Source organism: Pseudomonas sp. PA-1-3F (assembly GCF_021609665.1).
Classification (GTDB): Bacteria; Pseudomonadota; Gammaproteobacteria; order Pseudomonadales; family Pseudomonadaceae; genus Aquipseudomonas; species Aquipseudomonas paracarnis.
Map to the genome: position 1 here is coordinate 1 of NZ_WJZD01000015.1, position 25712 is coordinate 25712.

Annotated in this window: 18 protein-coding genes and 1 tRNA gene; all 19 read right to left on the reverse strand. The window is 59.0% G+C overall.

All coding sequences use genetic code 11. From position 1 onward, the window contains the following. Positions 1-261 (reverse strand): transposase (locus GIV26_RS12580; RefSeq protein ID WP_236280894.1); only part of this gene is annotated, 261 nt, incomplete at its 3' end. A gap of 116 nt (positions 262-377) precedes the next feature. Then, entirely contained in the window at positions 378-767 is a 390-nt protein-coding gene (locus GIV26_RS12585; RefSeq protein ID WP_127880968.1) for a hypothetical protein, read from the reverse strand. 3 nt (positions 768-770) lie between these two features. After that, complete coding sequence (locus GIV26_RS12590; RefSeq protein ID WP_236280896.1) at positions 771-11246, reverse strand: two-partner secretion domain-containing protein; 10476 nt, start codon at positions 11244-11246, stop codon at positions 771-773. A gap of 30 nt (positions 11247-11276) precedes the next feature. Then, positions 11277-12989: a ShlB/FhaC/HecB family hemolysin secretion/activation protein gene (locus GIV26_RS12595; RefSeq protein WP_329610236.1), complete on the reverse strand. Its 1713-nt coding sequence runs from the start codon at positions 12987-12989 to the stop codon at positions 11277-11279. 400 nt (positions 12990-13389) lie between these two features. Then, positions 13390-13465, reverse strand: a tRNA-Lys gene (locus tag GIV26_RS12600). 123 nt (positions 13466-13588) lie between these two features. Then, positions 13589-14236 (reverse strand): 7-carboxy-7-deazaguanine synthase QueE, encoded by a 648-nt coding sequence (gene queE / locus GIV26_RS12605; protein ID WP_034128580.1) that lies wholly within the window; start codon positions 14234-14236, stop codon positions 13589-13591. Positions 14237-14400: 164 nt separating this feature from the next. After that, entirely contained in the window at positions 14401-15231 is an 831-nt protein-coding gene (gene ybgF / locus GIV26_RS12610; RefSeq protein WP_034128581.1) for a tol-pal system protein YbgF, read from the reverse strand. A 6-nt stretch (positions 15232-15237) separates the two neighbouring features. Beyond that, a complete protein-coding gene (pal, locus tag GIV26_RS12615) occupies positions 15238-15738 on the reverse strand; it encodes a peptidoglycan-associated lipoprotein Pal (protein ID WP_003193861.1) in 501 nt (166 codons plus the stop codon). Between the two features lie 55 nt (positions 15739-15793). After that, positions 15794-17074 (reverse strand): Tol-Pal system beta propeller repeat protein TolB, encoded by a 1281-nt coding sequence (tolB, locus tag GIV26_RS12620; protein WP_032874245.1) that lies wholly within the window; start codon positions 17072-17074, stop codon positions 15794-15796. Positions 17075-17091: 17 nt separating this feature from the next. Continuing rightward, positions 17092-18165, reverse strand: a complete 1074-nt coding sequence (gene tolA / locus GIV26_RS12625) for a cell envelope integrity protein TolA (RefSeq protein WP_003193863.1) — start codon at positions 18163-18165, stop codon at positions 17092-17094. Next, positions 18165-18617 (reverse strand): protein TolR, encoded by a 453-nt coding sequence (gene tolR / locus GIV26_RS12630; RefSeq protein WP_161793227.1) that lies wholly within the window; start codon positions 18615-18617, stop codon positions 18165-18167. Before tolR ends, tolA begins: the two co-directional genes overlap by 1 nt. Positions 18618-18640: 23 nt before the next feature. Further along, complete coding sequence (tolQ, locus tag GIV26_RS12635) at positions 18641-19336, reverse strand: protein TolQ (protein ID WP_003193865.1); 696 nt, start codon at positions 19334-19336, stop codon at positions 18641-18643. Between the two features lies 1 nt (position 19337). Beyond that, the gene (gene ybgC, locus GIV26_RS12640; protein ID WP_014719714.1) at positions 19338-19793 is read right to left on the reverse strand and encodes a tol-pal system-associated acyl-CoA thioesterase; all 456 of its coding nucleotides are present in this window, start codon (positions 19791-19793) and stop codon (positions 19338-19340) included. A gap of 238 nt (positions 19794-20031) precedes the next feature. Next, complete coding sequence (gene ruvB / locus GIV26_RS12650; RefSeq protein WP_003193867.1) at positions 20032-21090, reverse strand: Holliday junction branch migration DNA helicase RuvB; 1059 nt, start codon at positions 21088-21090, stop codon at positions 20032-20034. Next, positions 21091-21702, reverse strand: coding sequence for a Holliday junction branch migration protein RuvA (ruvA, locus tag GIV26_RS12655; RefSeq protein ID WP_003193868.1), 612 nt, complete (start codon positions 21700-21702; stop codon positions 21091-21093). It lies immediately after the preceding gene. 70 nt (positions 21703-21772) lie between these two features. Further along, positions 21773-22297 carry a crossover junction endodeoxyribonuclease RuvC gene (gene ruvC, locus GIV26_RS12660; RefSeq protein WP_019821257.1) on the reverse strand — a complete coding sequence of 175 codons (525 nt, stop codon included), beginning with the start codon at positions 22295-22297 and terminating at the stop codon, positions 21773-21775. A gap of 171 nt (positions 22298-22468) precedes the next feature. Continuing rightward, entirely contained in the window at positions 22469-23215 is a 747-nt protein-coding gene (locus GIV26_RS12665; RefSeq protein ID WP_236280898.1) for a YebC/PmpR family DNA-binding transcriptional regulator, read from the reverse strand. Between the two features lie 302 nt (positions 23216-23517). After that, positions 23518-25293 carry an aspartate--tRNA ligase gene (gene aspS / locus GIV26_RS12670; RefSeq protein ID WP_005790914.1) on the reverse strand — a complete coding sequence of 592 codons (1776 nt, stop codon included), beginning with the start codon at positions 25291-25293 and terminating at the stop codon, positions 23518-23520. A 108-nt stretch (positions 25294-25401) separates the two neighbouring features. Beyond that, positions 25402-25623 (reverse strand): FmdB family zinc ribbon protein, encoded by a 222-nt coding sequence (locus GIV26_RS12675; protein ID WP_003193872.1) that lies wholly within the window; start codon positions 25621-25623, stop codon positions 25402-25404. Between the last annotated feature and the right edge of the window lie 89 nt (positions 25624-25712).

The window sequence follows — 25712 nt, forward strand, 5'->3', positions numbered from 1 at the left end:
CCGAGTGGCCCGAGCCGCGAGCGCCTTCATTAACTGCCCTAGCCCTGCAACCGAGTTACCCGGAGAAACCAGTAAATGGACATGATTAGTCATCAAACAGTAGGCGTATATTTTTATGCCAAATGCGTCCTTAAGCTCTCGAAGGTCTCTCACGTAGCGCTGGTAGTCCTCCTCGGCAGCAAAGACCACCTGGCGGTTGTGACCACGCTGTACAACATGATGAGGATAGTTGGGCAAAACGACACGTCCCACTCTGGGCATAGGTAACCTCCTTCCTTAGAGAATTACAGCCTAGCAAATGGAAAAAAAATAAATCTGTCCCCTTTTTTCTTTTTTTCTCTACTCCTTAGCAGTGGATACTGCGCGCCTTGTATCAATTAACCATTAAGAATACGCTTTAGTTCCTTTCTTGCCAAATGTCGGTTACTTTGTGAGACAGCCTTATCTACTGATAACTTCTTCAGGTCTTCTACAAAGGAAGCGACCTCTTGAGCCGAACTTTGCGCGACCCAAGAAATGGCAAGATTTATCCAATAATCAGAATCGTGCCTCAATCCAACCCTCACAACACTCATGTAGGGAAAGTCTAGTCCTAGAGCTAATTTAACGCTTTCAAAAGGTATCTCAAGTAATGAGATAACTCTTTTGAAATCTGACGAGCTAACCAAAGGCCATGTAGCTTCATCGCTTGATAGCTTCCAGCGACCAGACTCACATCTGCAAATTACGCCCCCCCCATCCAAAATAATTCTCTCAGAATCTTTCATACATTACATTCCAGGATGATGTTTGACATTGAGATCGTACTGCTTAAGAGTCTGCTCAAACTTAGCTCTGACCTCAGGTGTCCAATTTTTCCAGTAGTGCCCGCTAAACTCATTCGTTATCACCTCCCCGTTGGGTCCTCGCCGAAACATACCACCAACTAGAGCCGATCCGTCGGACTTTATAGTTTCTGCCAGCTGTTGATGAGGAGAGCCCCCAAGGTTAGTGGTAGGCTTACCGACAGCGAAAGTGCTAGTTTTAGGATCAAAAACAAACTCAATGGAACCGTTTTTTGTACTAGGAAAATAATTCTGTATAGCTTTAGATGATACAGACCCCGGCTCCAAGCCTAAAACCCCAGGCGCAGGGCCTGACCCCTGCCAGCTTGTCGGTGTTTTTACACCGCCAGTTTCGATTTTAACCTTACTCCAGTACGCCTCTGATTTACCAGCCTGCGCACCTGCTGTCTCACCCTCTCGAAGCGTAGGTTGCCTAGGACGCACGCCTCCAGCAACACCACCAGCTATGCCTGCAATATAAGGTTCATAGGTGTTAACCAACGTATGGAGCTTATCCAGATTCTCATACGCCCTAGCCTCCAATATCTGCTTGTAGTTAAAACACACATCTGTTTGGCAGTTGAGCGATTTAAGCGCAAACAAACCACCTTCGAGCGTTGTTATCTGAGACTTTGCCCACGCCGGGCCAGCGGTTTTCATGGCCTCTTCATAATTTCCGAGGCTGATATCGTCGTACTTACCTGCCTTCCACGTTTTCTGCTGGCATGTCACGTCTTTCCCGCAGATATTCATATCTGCTACAAAATCGGCGGCATCTTCATGATTTAAGCTGTTGTAATTGGTGGCATTCTGAGCAGCCCATGCGGCAACTTGAAGATTTTTCGTGTCGGCGCCACCATCAACAACTGCTGCTGCAGCGACACCAATCAGTTGAGCGGCGGTGGTTAGAAGGACGTCCCGCTTCTCAGGGCTTATATCGGTAGCCAAGCGGCGTAGCTGATTTGCCAGTGCTTCGTTAGCTCCGGCGGCGATAGCCCCGCTAACAAAATCTCCTCCGGCCACCTCCGCGATAAATCCACCAACGAGCGCGTGGGTAGCTACTTTTTCGATACTGCCCGTCTTCAAACCTATTTCACCAACTGCGTTAAAGCTGGTGGCCGCCAATGTGTTGAATAAAACGCTGGTGAGCGCATCACCCAAATCGGCATCCTGCCCCAGCGCTTTTTTAAGCACGGCCGAGGTGCCGTTCTGTAGCGTCTGGTTGGCCGCAAACTGCCCTACGCCCTTCAGCGTATTAAGTTGTAAGTCGATTTTTCCGGAAGCTTGAGTCGTTTTACTTCCCGTCCAACCGTCAAAATATGCCGCCGTGAAACCTGCTGTGAGGCCAGATACTGCGTATCCCTTCATCGCATCAGACGAAGTGACATCTTTAAATACCGCGCCGAGGTTGCCGCGATTATTAACCGCACTCACCGTGGCATTAGTCGCAGCACCTGCGGCAATAGCGCCAGTGCCAGCAGCGACGCCAATACCAGCACCTGCGGTGGTCATTGCCCCCATAGCTGCAGGTCCAACAAATGCAGCCATCACAATCGCAATAATGATCTGCGACGCAGGCCCCAACCCCGAGTTGCTGTACTTGAAGCTGTCGTGAATCTCCTTGACCTGCCTCCAGTCCACATCCCCACGCGCTTCGGCCTCTTTGATCCAGGCCAACTGCGGATCGGCCTTGACCATCGCATCAATCGATTGGCTGACGGTTTGCTGGTTGACCTGCCTGACGTCAATCTTCAGGCCTTCCACCGCCTTGATCGCGATATTTCCCTCAGCCACCATTTGGGTCTGGCGCAGGGTCTCATCTGTATTGCCTTTACCTTTTGATGATGTCCAGAACGCATCTCCCTTGCTCTTCTCGTGGCTCTCCTGATGCAGATCCTTCACCGCCTCAAACTCAACCGCCCCCCCACTGACAATCGCAATATCCCCACCACTCTCAAGCTTCGCCGCCTGGTACTTCTGATCCCCACCACTCTCCAGCGTCAGATCACCCCCAGTCTTGATTTCACTCCCGACATTCTTCACATCGGTCACTTCATCACGCTGAGTTTTCTTGCTGCCCCAATTGCCCTTCTTGCTCATGTCGTACAGCGAGTAGTGGCTGTCTTGCGCCGCCAGCATTTGCAGTTCGTTATCCGCATGCACATAGGCTTCGTTGCCCGCGCTGATTTTGCTGGCGACCAGTGTTAGGTCGGTGCCGGCGATGGCGATCAGGTCGCCGCCGGCTTTGAGTTCGGCGCTTTGTTGGGTGACGTCGTCCAGTTGAGTAGTGGTTTTGGTGCCGCCTTTTTTACCTTTGGAGTAGTCATGTTGTTCGTTGGCGGCAGCAGCCAGGGTCAGACTTTCGCCGGCTTTGACGATGAGGTCTTTGGCCGCGCTTACAGTGCTGGCGACCACTGCGATGTCGCGGCGGGCGTCGATGGCGAGGTTGCCGCCCACGTCCACACCGGAGGTGTGTTGCAGGATGGTTTGCTCGGTGCCTTTGATGCGGCGGCGTTGGTAGGCGTAGTCGTCCTGTTCGGTCTGGCTGGCGATCAGCACATCACGCCCTGCGGTTACGCTGGCGTTGCCACCGGCCTTGAGGTTGCTGCCGAGGTTGAGCACGTCGCGGCCGGCGTTCAGCTTGAGCGTGTCGGTGGCTTCGAAGCGGGAGGCTTCGCTGGCCACGTCGTTGCGCAGTTGGTAGCCCTGGCCTTCCTGTTTAAAGGTGGTGACGGTGCGCTCGTTGATGATGTCGCCGGTCACCGCGGTGGCGCTGATGTCGCGGCCATTGATGATGCCGCCACGGCTGTTGCGGATCGAGTCGGTGGCGAGCATTTCCAGGCGGTTGCCGGCTTGTATCAGGCCGCTGTTGTCGATGTTGTTGGCAACCATGTTCAGGTTGTTGGTGGCACGCAGGGTGCCGCTGTTGTGCAGGTCGCCGCCGGTGACCAGGCTCACGTCCTGGCCTTGGATCAGCGAGCCGTTGGGGGCCAGGCGGTTGTTGGCCTGGGCCAGGTAGAGCACGGGGGTGAGGACTTTCTGGCCGTTGACCTCGGCTTCTTCCATCCAAACGATGTCGTGGGTCAGTGCCGCGACTTGCTCGGCAGTTAGCGACACGCCCAGTTGGAGGTTGAGCGAGTCCTTGTACGAGATGGCGTTGTCCATCAGGTAGCGGAACAGTGCGTCGTCGCTGGCGAGGCCGTTGATGTAGCGTTGGCCGGTACGGGCCACAACGGCTTCGCGGATCAGGCGTTGCTCGTACAGGCCGTCGCCCAAGCGCTTCCAGCTGGCGTCGGGGTTGTAGCCCAGTTTGCCGAGCAGGTAGTCGGAGCTCATGAACTGCTTGAGGTCGGTGAGCGCCGGGTTGGTTTCGATCAGGTATTTGTGGCTGTTATCTACCGGGGTGATTTCCGGCAGGCCTTGTACGCGGGTGACTGATGGGGCACGGCTGTCCAGAGCCAGCGGACCCTGGCCGTTGACTGCGCCGCTGACGGGCTGGCCGTCGAGGCTGAAACCGCGTTCTTGCACGGCGGTGTAGTCGAGGTTTTTTTCGCGGTCGGCGGCGGTGATGACACGCCCGTTGACGCTGAAGTCACCGGTAGCGGTGTCCGCTTTACCCGCTACACCCGCGTTCGCTGCCTGGCCGCTGAGACGGAACAGGCCGTTCTGGCTGGTCGGCAAACTGAAGCCTGGCAAGGTCACCGGGTTGACTTGGCGTTGGGCCAGATCTGGCGGTAGCTGTGCGGTGATCGCCGGTTTGACGGTGGAGGCAAATACCTCGGAATTGGTGTTGCGGTTGGCCGCCGGGGTGTCGATGTGGGTAGCGTTGGGGCGGATGACGCTGTTGTCGATCCTGGAGGTCGCATTGACCGTCACCGCACCTGCGGCCTGAATCACCGCCTGTGCAATCACGCTGCCGGTGGTGGGCACTACATAGCTACTGCTTTCATAGAAATTGCCAACGCCTGCCCTGACCTGGTCCATCGTCATCTGGCCCGGGCGGTAGTCGCCTGAGTTGGGATTGTTGTAGATGTTGAACTGGTTCTGGCGCTCCATGAAGGTGTTGTAGATGCCACGGTCGCGGGTATAGAGCCCGGAATTGAAGTGACGCTCTTCGCCGCCTGCCGCGCCGCGGTTGGTCAGCACATCGGTGTTGATCAGGATATTCCCGGCGGCGGATACCGAGCTGTAAAGGTTATCGAAGGTCTGGCTGCCCACAGTCAGGTCGCCACCGGCGTTGATGAACGCAGAGGCCGAGCTGCCGGTGATGACATCTTCGTATTTCTCCACCGAGTTGAAGTACAGCTCGCAGCCTTTGCCTTTGCAGTAGTCGTTCCAATAGATATTGAGGTTGCCCGACACCAGCTTCATTTCAGTGGTGAACTGGTCACGACGGTTGCTCAGGGTGTCTGCCAGCAAGCGCATGCCGGTGCCACTTTCCAGGCTGCCGGAGACGTTCTCGATCAGGCTGCTGCGCGCGCTCGCATCATCCCGGGCGATGTCCAGGGCGCCGAGGCTGTAGACGTCGCCATAGCGGTTGCTGAAATCATTGACGCGCAACGCCATGTCGTTGCCGCTGAAGAGCAAGCCCTTGTCATTGACCAGGTGCGTGGCGTTCAGCCGGACTTTTCCGGCGCCGCCTAGGGTGCCGTAGTTGTTCAGGCTGGTGGCATTGACTGTCAGGTCGCCGATGGCAGTCAGGCGCCCGTGGTTATTCAGGCTCGTGCTAGTGACCTGGTTGAGTGCGCCGCCGGCAATGCGGGCGTTCTCGCCCAGGTCCATGCTGGCGCTGGTGAGGCTCATGTTGCCCAGGCTGCTGACGCGGCCGTTGCCGCTGTAGCCACCGGTGAGCGTCACACTGAGGGTGCCATCACTGGCCAGGAGGCCGTCGTTGGTCCAGGTGTCGCCAATGCCGATCAGGCTTTGTGCACCGAGCAACTGGCCGCTGGCGGTCTGGGTGAACTGGCCGATGTCGAGGTTCAGGCGCCCGGCCTGGAGCACGCTGCTGTTGGTCCAACTGGCAGCCTTGATGTCCAACTGGCCGTTGGTGACGAAGCTGCCGCCGGCCCGGGTGACTTGGTCGGAGGTCAGGTCGAACGTACCGGTGCCGGTGTGTACGATGCGCCCGCCGTTATTGTCCAGGCCGGCGGCTTGCAGGTTCAGGTGTTCGTTGGCGCTTTCAAGCACGCCGAAGCGGTTATCGAACAGGCCGGAAACATCGATGTCGGTCGTGCCCGTACGGCCCATGGCCCGCAGGTTACCGCCGACGTTGTTGATGGTTTGCGCAGCAAGGCGCAGGACGTCGTCGCTTTCAATCAGGCCATAGCCATTGCTCAGGGCGCCAGTGAGGCCGAAGTCGATATTGCGTGCACCGACCTTGCCGCCCTTACCGGCCGCCGTGCCCTGGTTATCGAAAGCCTGGGCAGTGACCTTGAGCAAGGTATCGGCGTAGACACCGCCGCCCTGGTTATTGAAGGTCGTGGTGACGATGCGGCTTTCACCGCCGAGTGCGGACAAATGCCCCATTTGGTTGAGCAGCCCGCCCTTGGCTTGGATATCCAGCGACTGCGCCTGAGTGATGCCGTTGCTGTTAGTGAACAACCCAGTGACCAGTTTGACCCAGCCCTTGCTGCTGTTGAGTACGCCACCGGCCGTGTTGGCTACACTGGCGGTTTCCAGGTCCAGGTTGCCACTGAGGCTGTCGACGCGGCCGCCCTGGTTACTCAGGGCGCCGCTGAGGCGCAGGCGGTTATCGGTCTGGCTTTGCAGCGTGCCTTGATCGTTGGTGAGGGCGCGGGCGGTAAGGTCGAGCTTGCCCTTCTGGCTGAACATCAGGCCGTCTTGCTGGTTTTGAACGTCACCGGCCAACAGCTTGATCACCAGGTCTTTCTGGCTGGCAAGCGTGCCTTTGGCGCTGTTATCCAGGTCGCCATTGGCGAGGGTCAGGTCAAGGCGATCCTGGCTGACCAGTTGGCCGCCTCGGTTGCCCAGGCTGGCGGCGTTCAGCAACAGGGCTGCGCCACTGGCCAGGCGCGCATTGTTGGCATTGATCAGCGCGCCACTGAGGGTGCCGTCCAAGGTGCCCTGGCTGATCAGTTGGCCAGCACTGTTGTCGAGACTCTCGCCGATAAAGGTGATGTTGGCGGCGTTGATACGCCCACCACGGTTGAGAATTTGACTCTGGGCATTATTGAAGCCCAGGTGTTGAGCTGCGGAAATCAGGCCGTTGTTGCTGTTATCCAGGCGACCGGCAACGTTGAGGTCGACATCGGCCTGGCCGGAGATGATCCCCTGATCATTGTTCAGGCTGCCCGCGATGAGCGTTTGTTTGCCCATGCTGACCAGGGCACCCGCCGCGTGGTTATCCAATACACCGGTGAGGTCAGTGTGCAGGGTGCCACTCTTGCTCGACAACGTGCCCTCGGCGCTGTTGTCGAGGCCATTGCCGACCACCGTCAGACCGTTCCAGCCGGAGATCAAGCCCTTGTTGGTGTTGACCACGGTATCCGCTTCAAGGCGCAATTGATCGGCACTGAGGATGACCCCGCGATCACCGTTATCGATGCGTTTGGCGGCGATGGTGAACGCCGTCTGGCTGGAGATTTCGCCTTGTTCTCGGTTGGTCAGGTTAGCCAGGCGCGCGAAGGTCAGCGGACCTTTGGCGCTGATCAAGCCTGCGCTGTTTTCGAGATTTCCGCCTTGCAGATCGAGGCTCACAGCGCGTTCGCCGATCAAGCGACCCTGGCGCTGGATCAGCTGTTGGACGATGAGTTTCAAGTCGCCCTTGGCTGAGATTTCGCCATCCAGGCTTGAGTCGACCGTTTGCCCGGTCAGGGTCAAATCAGCCTGGCTGTTGATCAACCCGGCAGTGTTATCGAGGTTGGCAGTGGTCAGGTTCAACGCCTGTTGACTGCCGATCACACCCGCGCGGTTATCCACATTGGCGGCTGTGACCGTCTGGCTACCATCGCTGACGATTCGCCCGCCCTGGTGATTGTCCAGCGCGCCGGTGTTGAGCGTCTGGAGCGTGCCGGCCGAAAGGCTGCCCTTGTCGCTGTTGTTCAAGGAGCCTGAGGTGGTCGTCAAAACCGTAGCGGCAAAGATCTGCCCCTGGTTATGGTTATCCAGCACGCCGGTGACCTTCAGGTCCAGCGCACCACGGCTGGCGAGCGCGCCACCGGCCTGGTTGTCCAGGCTGTCGGCTGCCACCTGCAGAACGCTCTTGGCGGACAGTACACCTTCCACACTGTTATCCAGCGCCTTGGCGATACGTACCTGCAGGCTGTCGCCACTGATGACTTTACCGCCGCGGTTATTCAGCGCATCGGCCATCAACAGGAATGATTGGGTGCTGGAGATTTCACCGCCCTGACTGTTGTCGACGGTGCCCAGGTTGTTCAGCAGCAGTTGGCCCGGTGTCGCGATCAGGCCGTAGTCACGGTTGATCAGTTGCCCATGGCTCAAGTCCAGGTCGATGCTGGTATTGCTGATCAGCTCGCCACGATCATGTTGGTCCAGCCCGGTCAGGGTTGCCTTGACCGTGGACTTGGCGAAGATCGAACCTTGTTGGCTGTTATCCAGTCGCCCTGCGTTGAGGGTGATGCCAGCGTCACTGCTGATGCTGCCGCGCTGGCTGTTGTCCAGGCCGGCGCTGCGCACGTCCACCTGTTGCTTGGCGCTGATCACGCCGCCCTGGCTGTTGTTCAGCGCAGTGCTGACCAGCGTGGCGGTGCCATCGGCCAGCAGCTTGCCAGCCTGATTGTTCAGTTGGCCCTGGGTGGTGATCGACAGCGCATTGGCCGCAGAAAGAATACCGCCCCGGCTGTTATCCAGGGTGCCAGCCCTGACGGTCAGTCCGCCCTCGCTCAGCAGCGTGCCCTGCCCTTGGTTGAGCAAGTCTCCGGTCAGGCTAATGGTCAGGTCTTTTTGGCTGGTAACGCGGCCACCCAGGCTGTTATCCAGTTGGTCGCCATTCAATGCCAGGCTCTCACGCCCCGCCAGCAAGCCGTTGCTCTGGTTGAGCAGGCGCTGCACCGTGAGCGTCAGGCCGCTGTCGCCGATGACCTTGCCGGTGGTGTTGTTCAGTTGATCGGCGACCACCAGCACCCTGGCCTGGCTGGAGATCTCGCCTTGCTGATTGAGGATGGTCTGGCTGCGCAGGTCCACGCCCTTGGTGGCAGCGATAAGGCCGCCGTTGCGGTTATCCAGGGACGCGCCGGTCAGGTTCAGCGCACCGTCGCTGACGAGTTCGCCCGCTTGTTGATTGAGCACACCGACGGTTGCCTGCAGGTCGCCCTTGGCGCTGATGCGACCGGCGCCGTTTTCGAGCTGGTTGGCGTTGAGGGTCAGCGCACCATCGCTGCCCAACTTGCCGCCATTGCTGTTGTTCAACTGGTTCAGTTGCACATGCGCGGCGGCCTTGGTGCTGATCACGCCCGCTTGGCTGTTATCCAGATCGCCGCCGGTGAGGGTCAGCGCGCCGTCGGCAATGACCAGGCCACCCTGGTTGATCAGGCTGTCGCCGTGCAACGCCAGGGTGGTTTTGCTGGACACCAGGCCGCCCTGGCTGTTGTTCAACTGCCCTGCGGTTATTTGTTGAGCCCCCTGGCTGACGAGGTTGCCTTCATTGCGATTGTCCAGCAGCCCGGCGACGGTCAGGTTCATCACGCCTTGGGCGGCGATGGAACCTTTGTCGCGGTTATCCAGGCTGGCCGCCTGTACTGTCAGGCTGGTCGCAGAGAAAATCCCCAGGCGGTTATCGATGGCACCGCTGGCGGTTACGTTGAGGTTGCTGCCCAGCAATTTGCCTGAACGGTTATCCAGGTTCGTGGCAATCACGGTTGTGTGGCTGGCAGAGATTTCACCCGCCTGGTTACTCAGTTGCCCTGCGGTTACACGGGCCTGCGCCTGGCTGGCGACCAGGCCGTTATCGTTAGTCAGTTGGCCGGCGTTGAGCGTCAGGTTCTTGAGGCCGATCACGCGACCGTTCTGGTTATCCAGCGCAGCGGTCACCGTAACGTCGGTGCTGTTTTCACTGTGCAGCAGACCGTTGGTGCGGTTATCCAGACCGGTGGCCGTGACCTTGAGCGAGTCCGTACCCAGTACACGACCGCCACGGTTGTCGAGTTGACCGGCGTTAATCACGGCGGTGGTACCGCTCAGAGTGCCGCCTTGGTTGTTCAAGGTTTGGTTGGCCGTGGCGGTAAGGGTTCGGCTGGCAACCACGCTGCCGCTATTGCTCAGGTTTGCCGCGCGCAGACTGACATCGCCACCGGCATTGCGGCTTTCATCGGCGTTGACACCGGCTTCGATGATGCCGCTGTTGACCAGCGCCCCACCGCTGGTCACGGTGATGCTGTCGCGGGCCGCCAGGCTTTTCTGGTTGCTCAGGCCTGTAGAGGTTTGTACATCGACTCGCGTGCCGGCATACACCGCACCCGTAGCGTCCAATTGACCGGCCTTAATCACCACCGCTTCGCTGGCTTTGGCATTAGCCAAACTCAGTCGTCCATTGGCATCGAGCTGAATATCACCGCCACTGGCCATTAACGTACCGTCGAGCTTCACGCCCACCCCGGCCTCGGTGCCCACCAGTTTGATCGCCCCGGCATACATCCCACCCAACGCCGTCGAATCAATCGCCAGCTCCGGCTTGGCACTGCCGTCATCGGCCCGGGCGGTGGCTTGCAGACTTTTAGCATCGACGTCATTGCGCCCGGCAATCACGCTCAAGTTGCGCGCGTTGATCTGTGCGTTAATCCTGGCCGAGCGGGTGATGATTTCAAAGCGGTCGACGTTATCGGCATTCAAGCCCTGGCCGTCGATGGTCACGGCGCCGCCATCAACCTGGTAACGTTGCAGTTGCCCGCTTGCGTCGAGTATCGGTTTGCCGGTGGTCAGGGTGACGTTGGGGGTGTTGATGAAGCCGCAGCCACTGCAAGTAATGCCATAGGGGTTGGCGACGATGACCTTGGCCGACTGGCCCGCCACTTCGGTGTAGCCGCGCAGTTGGCTGGGGCTGCCGCCGTTGACTTCGTTGAGGATGACGTTGGCGGCGCGGCCTTGCAGGTTCGGGTTGCCGAGGATGATGCCGCCCAGTTGCGTCGATTGGGTACGGTCGGTGGCGTTGTTGAGTATCACGCCGTTGGCGCCGACGTTGTAGTCCTTGAACTGGTTGTGGGACAGGCCACTGCCATTGGGGGCGGCGATGTTTACCACCGGCACGCCATTGCCCGCCTGGCCGACCGTGGTGCCCGGCGCGCTGACCACGATGCCTTCGGCCTGGGCCAGCAGCGGTTGCCAGAACAGCGCGTTGGCCAGGATCAGCGCCACGCCACGTTTGGGCAGGCCCAGGAACGCGTCACGGCTTTTCAGGGCAGCAGAAGGCTGGCGAACCAGGAAGGCAAATTGGCGAACATCCATTTCAAATTCTCGTTGCAACTGGGCGTTGAATTACAGGAAGAAATCCATGCGGAAGTAGATCGGTGCCTCGCGCTCAAGCAGCGCGGCCGGTCGTTCCAAGGAGTGGGCGAAGGTCACGCTGGTGCTCACGTGCTGGCCGCGGGCGAACAGCTCAAGGGAGTTGCTCGAGACGCGGCCGTGCACCTCGCCGTTGTAGCGACCATTGCGGATCACGCCCTGGTCGTAGCCCACGCTGGCACCGTACTCGCCGAACACCGGGCGCAGCCAACCGAGGGTCACCGGGCGGCTCCAGCGCAGGTCATTGCGCCAGTAGCCGCCGCTGTCGCCGGTCAGTTGCTGATCCTTGTAGCCGCGTACCGACGCCGAGCCACCGAGGCTCATGCGCTGGGGGCTGAACAGCACGTCTTCGCTGCGTTGGCCGGTGGCCAGGCTGGTGAAACTGAACGACTCGCCCCACAGCGTGAAGGGTTGCAGGTAGCTGACGGTGGCGGTGTATTTGCGGTAGCGCGCATCCGGCACGCCAGGCAGGGGGTTATGATTGCCTTGGGCGTCGAAGGCGCCGGTGCCGTTTTGCATGCCCACATCGACGTTGACGAACGCACTGCCGATACGACGACCATGGTTGATGCCCAACTGCAGTTCACTGAGGCGGTTGCTGCTCTCTTTGAGGCGGCTGCTATCGATGTAGTTGTTGGTTCGCAGGTGGGACAAGCCGACGTTGAGCGACGTCTTGCTCACGGCATCACGGTGGATCACCCGCTCAGCGCGTAACTGATGGTTTTCACTGTCACCGGTTTGCTTGAAGTCGAAACCGTCGCCCTGGACGACCGAACGGTAATCGCTCTGGTTGTAGCTGTAGCTGAAGTTCCACCAGCCCCAGGGCACGTTGTAGTAGAGCATCGCATTCTTGGAGGTTTTCTGATGGTCGCTGACCGCGTCATGGCCGCCACGCAGAATCAGCTGATCGGCCAGGCCCAGCGGGCTGTCCCACTCAAAGCCGGTGCCCCACTGCTGTTCGCCGGTGCTTTTCTGGCCATCGTTGTTACGTGAAAGGCTGGCGCGCCATGGCTTTTGCGGGTTGTTTTTGACCAATACCGAGCTGCCGCCCACGGCTTCGCCCGGGGTCAGCTCCATTTGGGCTTGATTGGACGGCAAGCGATTGAGTTGGTCGACGGCCTGCTCGATTTCTCGCAGGTTCAATATCTCGCCGCTTTTGCCGGGAAAGGCCATGGCCAGCTCGCGGTCCGTCAACTTGCTGTTGTCGGCGCCCTTCAAGCCTTCGAGTTTGCCCTCCACCACCAGCACTTGCAGATGCCCCTTGGACATGTCCTGTTGCGGCAAGTAGGCGCGACTCGTCATCAGGCCCTTGTCGATGTAGAAGTCGGTGAGGTCTTTGAGCAGGGCGTTGAGTTGTGAGACGCCCAGGCATTGACCGATGTACGGTTTGAGCAGACGCTCGCGTTCAGGGGCAGGCAGGTGGTCGGCCCCCTGGAGTTCAATGGTTTGGATCGGGAAGCAACGGCTGTCCACCGGGGCTGCTGGCGCTTCGGGCCTGGCCTCTTTGCCGGGCAGTTCCTTGAGTTGTTCAAGGCGGCGCTGCTGATCTTCCAACAGGCGGTTTTGCCGGTCGCGGATCAGGTCCTGATCACCCGGAAGGGTTGCCGCCATCACGCTGGGGGAGGCGAGGCAGACAAGCAGGGCAATGCTCAGTGAATACCGAGTCCGTGGTGGTTGGGAATTCATGTTCGATCCATCGAATTTACGAAGGGTGGCAAACTAACATCGACCGCCCCTCACGCCAATAAACCGACTGCACTTTAGGCAATGTCTTAAAAAATTCGTAAGCAGCTGACACAGAATAAAAAATAACCAAAAAGGAGAGAGTTTCGTTTGAAGTTCCGATTTGGTTTCCGACCAGCGGTATCAGGTTTGATACACATTGAAGCCGTATACGAACGACCGGACTATCGGTCAGCGCCGGTCCGCGTATGAGTATTTGAATTTAAGGAATGCTTTTTGGACGGCGACGGAATCTGAGCAAGAGACGACTCAGCGTCGACTCGGGCCTGCCAAATCACAGGCAAAAAAAAACCCGGAAATCCTCACTTGCGTGGGCCTTCCGGATTTTCTAAACCGCCAAAAATGGTGGGTCGTGTGGGATTCGAACCTACGACCAATTGGTTAAAAGCCAACTGCTCTACCAACTGAGCTAACGACCCGCTGTGTGGTGGCGCGTATAATACTGATTTCTAAGGATTATTCAACACCTTATTTTAAATAAATCAGAAAAAACGCATTTCAACGGTAATTCGGTGGGTAGAACGCCTATCGCAGCAGCCGGATCAGCGCCCCGGCTCGTCGTTCCACAAGTACTTGTGCAGCTGCAATTGCAGGCGTACCGGCAGGTTGTCCGCCACTACCCAATCCGCCAGGTCACGGGCATTCAGGTCGTGATGGCTCGGCGAGAACAGCACCTCGCCCGCTCGACGCTCCAGGCCATACTGGATCAGCTTGGAGGTGGCCCAGTCATAATCGTCACGGGAACAGATGACGAACTTGACCTGATCGTTGGCCGTCAGCAAGTCCATGTTCTCGTAGCGATTGCGGTGGGCTTCCTTGGAGTCCGGGGTCTTGAGGTCAACCACTCGGCTGACGCGCGGGTCGACCGCGGAGATGTCCAGGGCGCCACTGGTTTCCAGGGAGACCTCGTAACCGGCATCACACAGCTGTTTGAGCAACGGAATGGCGTTGGGTTGCGCCAGAGGCTCACCGCCCGTCACGCAGACGTAGCGCGGCCGGTAACCGGCAACCTGTTCCAGGATGTCGTCGAGGGTGCGCACGGTGCCGCCGCTGAAGGCGTAGGCGCTGTCACAGTATTGGCAGCGCAACGGGCAGCCGGTGAGCCGTACAAATACGGTGGGCAGGCCAGCAGTGCGCGTTTCACCCTGCAACGAGTAAAAGACTTCGGTAATACGTAATGTGTCTTGCATAGTCGCCACGGGCGTAACAGCTAAACAGGCTGTCCGCCTCCGTCAGGCACTTCAAGGGATTGCGCCAACGCGCCAACCCCAGAAAGCGTGTTTCATAAAAGGGCGTGGATTCTAACGAAAAAACCCGCGACAAGCGCGGGTTTCTTCTAAACGGGCTGCACTGCTTACAAGCGTTGCAGGTCCCGCTGGGCCAACTGCGCCGCGGAGGTACCCGGATACTGGGCAACCACCTGTTGCAGAATGCCTTTGACCTTGTCGGTATGACCCAGGCGGCGTTCTACGTCAGCGAGTTTATACAGCGAATCCGGCACCTTGGCGTGCTTGGGATACAGCTGGCTGACCTTGGCAAAAGCCTGGCCCGCCGCCTGCAAATCACCCTTTGCCAGGTTGACCTCACCCAACCAGTACTGGGCGTTGCCCGCGTACTGGCTGTTGGGGTATTTGCGCAGGAAAGCGGTAAAAGCCTGGCTGGCTTTATCGAAATCCTTGGCCTTGATCAGGTCGAAGGCTGCATCGTAGTACAGTTTTTCCTTCGCTGGATCGCCCGGCTCGCTGCTGGCGGCAGGAGCTGCAGCGGCGGCCCCCGCTGCTGCGCCACCGGCAGCGGCACTGGGTGCGCCACCGGTAGAAGAATTATCAGGAGTAGCGGCAGGTGCAACACCGGCTCCAATACGACGGTCAAGATCCTGGTAACGCTCCAGGCCTTCTTGCTTCAGCTGGTTCACTTGGTTCTGCAGAACTTCAATGGCGCCTTGTTGCTGGGCCAATTGATCCTGCATGCGTTGCAGCTGGTTGAACAGTTCGCCCTGTGCCGAGGGAGCGGACGTAGCCGCTCCCCCCGCATAGGCGCCGTTCGTGCCATAACCCGCTGGCGGATAACTGCTCCCGCTATTGTTATAGCCTGAGTTGCTATCCGTTACAGGAACCGCAGCCCACACCGCAAGCGGTGCGAAGCTGAGAGCCAATACAGTTAGAGCACGACGGCACGTTCGCATGACGAATTACTTACGCAGTTCGACGCGACGGTTCTGAGCCCACGACTGTTCGTCGTTGCCAGTTGCAACTGGACGCTCTTTACCGTAGGAAACCAGCTCCAGCTGGCCTGGAGCAACACCTTGCAGTACCAGGTAGCGCTGAACGGCTTTCGCACGACGCTCGCCCAGTGCCATGTTGTACTCACGAGTACCACGGGCGTCAGTGTTACCTTCCAGAACAACGCGAGCGCCGTTAGCTTTCAGGTCCTTGGCGTGAACGTCCAGAGCGCGCATGGCTTCTGGCTTCAGGTCCGAACTGTCGTATTCGAAGTAGAAAGTGGTGATAGCGCGCAGAGCAGCTTCTTCGCTCAGGGAGCCGTCGACCGCACCAGTGTTGGCGCCGTAACCAGCGTTTGGATCAACAGCTGCGCCTTCACCGGCATTGTCGCCGCCTTTAGAGGAGCAACCAACGGCTACGGACAGAGCCAGAGCCAGAGCAGCAAACTTACCAAACTTCAGCATTTCCATCGTGAAACTCCTAATGAACCCCAGTGTGTTAAGTACTTCTTTTTGTAGCGCCGCGTCAGTTCAGGTAAGGGGACCAGGATGGTTCTCTGACTTCGCCTTGTGCGGTAGGAAGTGGGAGCCTTACGCGTCCATTGATGGACACGAGCATCAAGACTCCCCGGCCCTGCTGGCGGGTGGCGTAGATTACCATGGTGCCGTTGGGCGCAACAGTGGCTGACTCATCAAGGTTGGTATCTGTAAGGATTTTTACGGTTCCGCGCTGCAAATCCTGGGCCGCAACCCGGAAATTAGTGAAACCATCCTGACGGTGAATCATCACCAACGTCTTTTCATCGGCCGAAAGCTTGGGGTTGGCGTTGTAGTTACCAATAAAGGTCACACGTTCCGCACCGCCGCCGTTCACATTTGCCTTGTAGACCTGAGGCTTGCCGCCACGGTCAGAGGTGAAGTAGATGGTCGAGCCATCTTTGCCCCAGAACGGTTCGGTGTTGATGCCCGGGCCGCTGGTTACACGCGAGAGTTGACGCGAGGCCATGTTCATCACGTAGATATCCGGGTTGCCGTCCTTGGACAGCACGAAAGCCAGGCGCGAACCGTCCGGCGACCAGGCTGGCGCACCGTTGAGGCCTTCGAAGTTGGTGATCTGCTCACGACGGCCAGTATCGATGTGCTGCACAAAGATACGCGGGCGACGCTGTTCGAACGATACGTAGGCAATACGCTTGCCGTCCGGCGCGAAGCGCGGCGACAGGATTGGCTCACGGGACTGCAGCAAGGTCACTGCACGAGCACCGTCGTAGTCCGAACGCTGCAGGGTGTAGCGGGTATTGTCTACAGAGAAACGCTCAGCCGTGACATACAGCAGGCGCGTCGAGAACGCCCCCTTGATACCGGTGAGTTTTTCAAACGACTGGTCCGAGATGTAGTGAGCCATGTCGCGCAGTTGTTCGGCGGTACCCGATACGCTGCCGGTCAAGACCTGCTGCTCGGTGGCCACGTTGAACAACGTGTACTGGATCTGCAGGCGACCGCCGGCCGGCGTGATGCTGCCGACCATCAGGTACTGGGCACCCACCGCCTTCCAGTCACGGAAGATGACTTCGCTGGCCTGGGTTGGCTGGCTGATCATGTTGCCTTTTGGAATCGGCGCGTAGTAACCGGAGTTACGCAGGTCGTCGCTGACGATCTGGGCCATGTCGTCCGGCAGCACGCTGCCGCCCTGCCAACCGAACGGCACGACTGCAATCGGGGTGGCCCGATCACTGCCGCTCGTTACCAGGATGTTCTTTTCATCCGCCGCCGCTATCCCTGCCATACAGCAAATAACGACAAGCATTCCTCGAAGAAGGTTTCTCACAAGGCTAGATCCTCAGGTGTGAATGTCATCTTGAATGAACGATAGGGAGCGAAGTCACTTGGTTTCATTCCCTGCATCTCGGTCAACCGGCCAATATTCTTGACCGCGGCAACCGCCGAACTGTCGAACGAACCGTCACCACTGGACTTGGCCACGCTGACCGAAGTCACCGTACCGTCCGGCAACATGCCGATCTGCAGCACTACTGTCATGCCTTTACGTGCCGAAGGTGGACGTGTCCAACCTTCCGCTGCCCGCGCCCGAATCAGGTCGTCGAAACTGCCCGCGACTTCATCGCCACGCTCATCGGCCAAGGCTTGCTGACGCTGCGGCGTGTCGGAAAGCAAATCTGCCAGGGCCTGGGCCTTTTTCTCTTCGGCGGATTTGCGTGCTGCTTCCTGGGCCTTTTTCTTGGAGGCGTCGGCGGCAGCTTTCTTCTTCGCTTCGTCGGCGACTTTCTTCTTCGCCTCGTCTGCTTCAGCTTTTTTCTTGGCGTCTTCGGCGGCTTTCTTTTTCGCGTCTTCGACTATCTTTTTCTTGGCTTCTTCAGCGGCCTTTTTCTTGGCCTCTTCTTCGGCAGCCTTCTTGGCTTCTTCTTCCGATTTCTTCTTGGCTATATCAGCCAATTGTTTCTCTTCGGCCTTTTTCGCTTCGGCAGCTTTCTCGGCTTTCTTCGCTTCATCAGCCTTTTTAGCCTCGTCGGCCTTCTTGGCTTCGTCAGCCTTTTTCGATTCCTCGGCCTTTTGAGCCGCCTCTTCTTTCTTTTGTTCCGCAGCAGCCTTCACCGCTTCCTGCTCGACCTTCTTCTGTTCCATCTGCTCGACTTCAGTCTGGCGCGCGGCCGACTTCTGGGCCTCACCCGCAATCTTCTGATTGGTCTGGGTGGTGGCCTGACTTTTCGATTTCAGCTGATACAGGGTCGCCTGCACGATCGGCTTGGCTGGCGGCAGGTCCGGGGTCATGGCAAAGCTGACGAACAGCATGCCGAACACCAGGACGTGCAGGGCAATTGCCCACACGCCAGGCCAGAAGTAGCTTTCCGAGGCGGACGGCTCTCGCTGTTGCTGCATCAGGGCGCCTCGGTAATCAAGCCAACGTTACCGACGCCGGCCTTCTGCAGCCCGCCCATGGCGCCCATGACGGAGCCGTAGTCGACCGATTTGTCACCCCGGATAAACACCTGGGTGTGCTTGCCGCCTTCGTTGCCGGAGCGAATGATCTTGGTCACCGCATCGGTCATTGCAGGCAAGGTCAGGGCCTTGTCCTGCTGCTTTTGCGTATCGACTTCGCTGCCAAGGTTCCAGTAATAGGTCTTGTCAGCCTTGATCGAAATGGTCAGGACCTGAGTGTTGTTGTCCTGCGGCAAGGCTTCACTGGAAACCTTGGGCAGATCAACTTTCACGCCCTGGTTGAGCATCGGCGCGGTCACCATGAAGATCACCAGCAGCACCAGCATCACGTCGATGTAGGGCACTACGTTCATCTCGGCGACCGGCTTGCGCTTTTTGCGAGCTCGAGCGATTAAAGCCATTGGGAATTACCTGCTTATTCTTCGCTGGTGTGCACTTTACGGTGCAGGATCGCCTGGAATTCATCGGCGAAGGTGTAGTAACGGCCGATCAAGGTTTCGCTGGTTGCGGCAAAACGGTTGTAGGCGATTACTGCGGGGATAGCGGCGAACAGGCCGATCGCGGTGGCGATCAGGGCTTCGGCAATACCCGGGGCCACGGTGGCCAGTGTGGCTTGTTGCGCCTGGGCCAGGCCGCGGAAGGAGTTCATGATGCCCCATACGGTACCGAACAGGCCGATGTACGGGCTGACAGAACCCACGGTGGCAAGGAACGGCAGGCCCTGCTCGAGTTTCTCTTCTTCGCGGGAGATGGCCACGCGCATGGCACGGGCCACACCTTCCATCACCGCTTCAGGATCGACACCCGGCTGTTGGCGCAAGCGCGAGAACTCCTTGAAACCGGCACGGAAGATCTGCTCGACGCCCGAGTCCGGGTCCGGGTTGCTGCCGGCCTGGCGGTACAGTTTGGACAGGTCGATACCCGACCAGAAGCGCTCTTCAAAGCTCTCCAGGGCACGTCGACCGGCGCGCAACATGTTGCTGCGCTGAAAAATCATGACCCAAGAGGTAACCGATGCGGCTACCAGGGTCAGCATGACCAGTTGAACCACGACACTGGCATTGCTGACCAGGCTCCACATGGAGGAATGGTCGACGACGGTAGGTTCCACGCTAAATCTCCTGCTTTGATTGTTGACCCGCGCCGCTCACGGCGGCAAAGGCCGCGCGTAGAGTTTCGGGAATGGCCCGAGGTTTCAAGCTGTTGGTGCGCACACACGCCACCAGGAACTGCCCCTCACAGAGCAGCGTTGCATCCGTGGCCCGCCTGACCTGCTGTTTGAAACGCAGGCTGGCACGGTTCAATTCGATGACTTCAGCACTGACCAGCAACTCATCGTCCAGTCGCGCCGGCGCGTAATACCGCGCCTCGCTGGAATGCACGACGAATAACAGGTCCTCGCCTACCAGCTCGGACTGGGCAAAACCCAACTCCCGCAGCCGCTCGGTTCGAGCCCGTTCCATGAATTTCAGGTAATTGACGTAATAAACGATGCCGCCGGCATCGGTGTCCTCGTAATAAACGCGACAGCGATGTGCGAACGACTGATCCCCGTTTTGCGCGCGCATACTCTAGTGCTTACTCCTCAGGTTGCCAATTGGCTGGGCAACTGTTTTTTCATTCCTGAACGCTTTCAAATGACGACGCCAGACACTGGGACAGCACAAAGCTCAGATAAATCACCCCACATGACAAATACCCTGTAGGAGCGAGCTTGCTCGCGAAGAACCTGAGCACGCCGCGTATAACCAGACATACCGCGTTATCGTTGGCGTTTTTCGCGAGCAAGCTCGCTCCTGCAATTTTTTAATCGTCCACTGCATCGAGGAATTCGTCTACCACGGGCATCTCTCCCAATCGTGACGGAATGTTTAGCCCGAAGTGCAAATAGGCATGACGCGTCACCACCCTGCCCCGCGGGGTTCGCATGATGTAGCCCTGCTGAATCAGGTACGGTTCCAGCACATCCTCAATGGTATGGCGCTCCTCACTGATGGCTGCGGCCAGGCTGTCCACGCCGACCGGGCCACCGTCGAATTTCTCGATCATGGTCAAAAGTAGGCGTCGATCTTGGTGATCAAAACCATGTTCGTCCACATCCAGCAGGTTCAAGGCCAGGTCCGCGACCGCCTTGGTGATGTGGCCCTTGGCACGCACCTCGGCAAAGTCTCGCACGCGGCGCAGCAAACGGTTGGCAATTCGTGGCGTACCGCGAGCGCGTCGAGCGATTTCAAAGGCGCCTTCCGGGTCCAGGGGCAAGCCGAGGATACTCGCCGACCGGCTGACAATGGTCGCCAGATCGGCGGTGCTATAGAACTCTAGACGTTGAACAATGCCGAAACGGTCTCGCAGCGGGTTGGTCAACATGCCCGCGCGGGTGGTCGCGCCCACCAGGGTAAAGGGCGGCAGGTCGAGCTTGATCGAACGGGCCGCCGGGCCTTCGCCGATCATGATGTCGAGCTGGAAGTCTTCCATGGCTGGGTACAGCACTTCTTCGACAATCGGCGACAAGCGATGGATTTCGTCGATAAACAGCACGTCATGGGGTTCAAGATTGGTCAGCAACGCGGCCAAGTCGCCAGGACGCTCAAGCACCGGGCCGGAGGTGGACTTGATCGACACGCCCATTTCCTGGGCGATGATATTGGCCAGAGTGGTCTTGCCCAAACCCGGCGGGCCGAAGATCAGGGTGTGGTCCAGGGACTCACTGCGCCCGCGAGCGGCCTGGATAAACAGCTCCATCTGCTCGCGCACGGTGGGCTGGCCGATGTATTCGGCCAGGCTCAACGGGCGGATGGCCCGGTCCTGGACTTCTTCACGGTCACGCGGGCCGGTGGCCGCGATCAGACGATCGGCTTCAATCACTTAAATCATTCCCTTCAGGGCACGGCGAATCATGTCTTCAGCGCTCAGGTTCTTGTCCTTGATGGCCGATACGGCCTTGCTGGCTTCCTGAGGCTTGTAGCCCAGGGAGATCAGCGCATTGACGGCATCGCTTTCCGCGCTGGCGACCTGGGCCGCCGGCATATCCGGCTGGTTCGGTACCAGGGCGAACATGCTCGGCACCACCTCCCAGGCTTTGAAGCGGTCCTTGAGCTCGACCAACAAGCGCTCGGCGGTCTTCTTGCCCACCCCCGGCACCTTGGTCAGGGCCGAGGTATCCTGGGCCGATACAGCCCGGACCAATTCATCCACTTCCAGGCTCGACATCAAGGCCAGGGCCAATTTGGGCCCCACGCCATTGAGACGAATCAGCTCGCGGAAGAAATCGCGGTCACGCTTGCCGATGAAACCATAGAGTAGTTGCGCGTCTTCGCGCACCACTAAATGAGTGTGCAAGGTTATCGGCTCGCCGACCGACGGCAGGCGATACAGGGTGGTCATGGGCACTTCCAGCTCATAACCCAACCCATTCACATCCAGAATCAGGTGCGGCGGCTGTTTCTCAGCCAGGGTGCCGCGCAAGCGTCCAATCACGGTTCAGATCCTTAAAGCTTGGGGGTCAGATCGGAGTCTGACCGCAAAAATAACGATTGCGCTGATGCTATCAGAGACGCAGCCGCCCGCCACGACTACGTGCTGCGCCCAAGCCGTGAGGCAACAGGCTGGAGCGGGTATGGGCATGGCAAATGGCGATGGCCAGGGCATCCGAGGCGTCGATCTGCGGCTTTGAAGTGAGCTTGAGCATGTGCATGACCATCATTTGCACCTGCTCCTTGTTGGCGCCACCGGTGCCGACCACGGCCTGCTTGACCTGGGTCGCGGTGTATTCAGCGATCTCCATGCCCTCCTCGGCACCTGCCACGATGGCAGCGCCCCGGGCCTGCCCGAGCTTCAACGCCGAGTCGGCATTCTTGGCCATGAAGACTTTCTCTATGCCCATGGTGACCGGGCCGTAGGTCTGGATGACTTCACGTACGCCGCGATAGACGATCTGCAGCCGCTCGGCCAATTCCCCTGCGCCAGTGCGGATGCAGCCCGAGGCGACGTACACACAGCCGCGTGGGGTCTGCTGCACCACGCCAAAACCGGTGATGCGCGAACCGGGGTCGATACCTAGGATTAAAGTCATAACGCCTGCGGGTTGGATTTACAACGGTATGTGCCAGGCACACATTTGTGTAACAGCATAGAAGCCCTGTGGGAGCTGGCTTGCCTGCAATGCGGGCACCTCGGTGCTTCTGTCAAATCGAGGTGATGCTATCGCAGGCAAGCCAGCTCCCACAGCGGATATTCATCGTTCTTAAGCGAGCTGTTCGGCCACAGACTCAGGGATGTCGGCATTCGAATACACATTCTGCACGTCATCCAGATCTTCAAGCATGTCCAGCAGCTTCAGCACCTTCTGGGCACCGTCCAGGTCCAGTTCGGCACTGGTGGTCGGCAGCATCACGATCTCCGCGTCGGTGCCGCTGAAACCAGCGGCTTCCAGGGCATTACGCACGGCGTAGAAGCTGGCGAACGAGGTGAACACATCGATGGAGCCGTCTTCGTTGGTGACCACGTCATCGGCATCCGCTTCCATCGCGGATTCCATCAGCGCGTCTTCATCAGTGCCCGGTGCGAAGGTGATCTGCCCCTTGCGCTCGAACAGGTAGGCCACCGAGCCGTCCGTGCCAAGGTTGCCGCCACACTTGCTGAACGCATGGCGCACGGCTGCCGCGGTACGGTTGCGGTTGTCGGTCATGCATTCGACCATCACCGCCACACCGCCCGGGCCGTAGCCTTCATAGGTCAGCTCGACCATATCGTCGGTGTCGGCCGCACCAGCACCACGGGCCACGGCGCGGTCGATGATGTCGCGGCTCATGTTGGCGCCCAGCGCCTTGTCCAGCGCCAGGCGCAGACGCGGGTTGGAGCCCGGGTCACCGCCACCCTGGCGGGCCGCCACGGTCAGTTCGCGGATCCACTTGGTGAAGATCTTGCCTTTCTTGGCATCCTGACGCTCTTTGCGGTGCTTGATGTTCGCCCACTTGGAATGGCCAGCCATAACACAACTCCGAATTCTCTAGAAATCTTATCAATCCCGCCCTCGGCGTAATGCCGTTCAGTTAAGCGTATATCGCCCCCTGTAGGAGCGAGCTTGCTCGCGAAAAACGTCAACGATAACGCGTGCTTCCTGATTGAACGCGGCGCCTGTGAGTTTTTCGCGAGCAGGCTCGCTCCTACAAAAAGCCTTAACTGATCGGCATTACGCCCCAGGCGAGATTTCCCTCTTTTAAACGCAAAGGCGCATCCGAAGATGCGCCTTTTTGACTGCGTACAACCTTATCGCGCTTTCACGCTGCAGCCTTACTCAGCCTTCGGCGTCTCGCGCAGGCGGATGTGCAGCTCGCGCAGTGCCTTGGCATCAACCACACCCGGAGCCTGGGTCATGACGTCCGCAGCGCTCTGGGTTTTCGGGAAGGCGATCACTTCACGGATCGACTGGGCGCCGGTCATCAGCATCACCAGACGGTCCAGGCCGAACGCCAGGCCACCGTGCGGCGGCGCGCCGTATTTCAGGGCGTCGAGCAGGAAGCCGAATTTCTCTTCCTGTTCCGCTTCGTTGATGCCCAGCAGGCGGAAGACCGCTTGTTGCATCTCTTTGCGGTGGATACGGATCGAACCGCCACCCAGTTCAGTACCGTTCAACACCATGTCGTAGGCACGGGACAGCGCGCCTGCAGGGTTGGCTTCCAGCTCTTGCGGGGAGCACTTCGGTGCGGTGAACGGGTGGTGCAAGGCGCTGAAGCTGCCGTCGTCGTTCTCTTCGAACATCGGGAAGTCCACAACCCACATCGGCGCCCATTCGCAGGTCAGCAGGTTCAGGTCGTGACCGAGCTTGATACGCAGCGCGCCCAGGGCCTCGCTGACGATCTTGGCCTTGTCGGCACCGAAGAACACGATGTCGCCGTCAACCGCACCGACGCGATCGAGGATCGTGTTCAGGTTGGCTTCAGGGATGTTTTTCACGATCGGCGACTGCAGGCCGTCGACACCGTTGGCGCGCTCGTTGACCTTGATGTACGCCAGGCCCTTGGCACCGTAGATGCCGACGAACTTGGTGTAGTCGTCGATCTGCTTGCGCGGCATGCTCGCGCCGCCAGGCACACGCAGGGCGGCGATGCGGCATTTAGGATCGTTGGCCGGGCCGCTGAACACCTTGAAGTCGACGTCCTTGAGCTGGTCGGCCACGTCCACCAGCTCCAGCGGGTTACGCAGGTCTGGCTTGTCGGAACCGTAGCGGCGCATGGCTTCTTCGAAGGTCATGTGCGGGAACTCGCCGAACTCCAGGTCCAGGACTTCCTTGAACAGGTTGCGGATCATCTGCTCGGTCAGGCCCATGATCTCTTTTTCATCGAGGAAGCTGGTCTCGATGTCGATCTGGGTGAATTCCGGCTGGCGATCGGCACGCAGGTCTTCGTCACGGAAGCACTTGGCGATCTGGTAGTAGCGGTCGAAACCAGCCACCATCAGCAGTTGCTTGAACAGCTGCGGCGATTGCGGCAAGGCGAAGAAGCTGCCGGCATGGGTACGGCTCGGTACCAGGTAGTCGCGCGCGCCTTCCGGGGTGGCCCGGGTGAGGATCGGGGTTTCGACGTCGAGGAAGCCGTTTTCATCCAGGAAGCGGCGGATGCTGGTGGTCATGCGCGAGCGCAGGCGCAGCTTCTCGGCCATTTCCGGACGACGCAGGTCCAGGAAACGGTAGCGCAGGCGAGTTTCTTCGCCCACGTCGGAGTATTCGTTGAGCGGGAACGGCGGGGTTTCCGACTCGTTCAGCACTTCCAGCTCATAGCCCAGCACTTCGATGCCGCCGGACGCCATGTTCTTGTTCACGGCACCGGCCGGACGCAGGCGTACCTTGCCGGTGATCTTCACGACGTATTCGCTGCGCACGCGGTCGGCGGCGGCGAAGCTTTCGGCGCGGTCCGGGTCGAACACTACCTGGGCCAGACCATCACGGTCACGGATATCGAGGAAGATTACCCCGCCGTGGTCGCGGCGACGGTGAACCCATCCGCAAAGGGTGATTTCCTGACCTTCCAGGGTCTCGTTCAGTTGGCCGCAATAGTGGCTGCGCATCATGGTCGTGGTTTCACTTCTCGTAATTCGAAATTCGGTGGCAGGCCCGCCTCGTCACCGCACATTAAAGCAGGGGACGGATAATGCAGGAGCCTGCGCGTAGAGTTCAACTCAGTCTGCTTTGTCGCCGCCGGCCAGGTTCTTCTTGGCACCGGTCTTGAAATCAGTCTCGTACCAGCCGCTGCCGCTCAGGCGGAAGCCCGGCATGGACAACATCTTCTTCAACTCAGGTGCCTGGCAGGCAGGGCAATCGACCAGCGGCGCGGCGCTGATCTTCTGAATGGCTTCCAACTGATGACCACAGGAAGCGCATTGATAGTCGTACATGGGCATGGAGATGTCTCGGCGATCAGATCGTTACAGCGCCACGCCCTGCCCTGTGCATAAAGCCCGGCATGCGCAGCAAAGCGCGGGATTATATC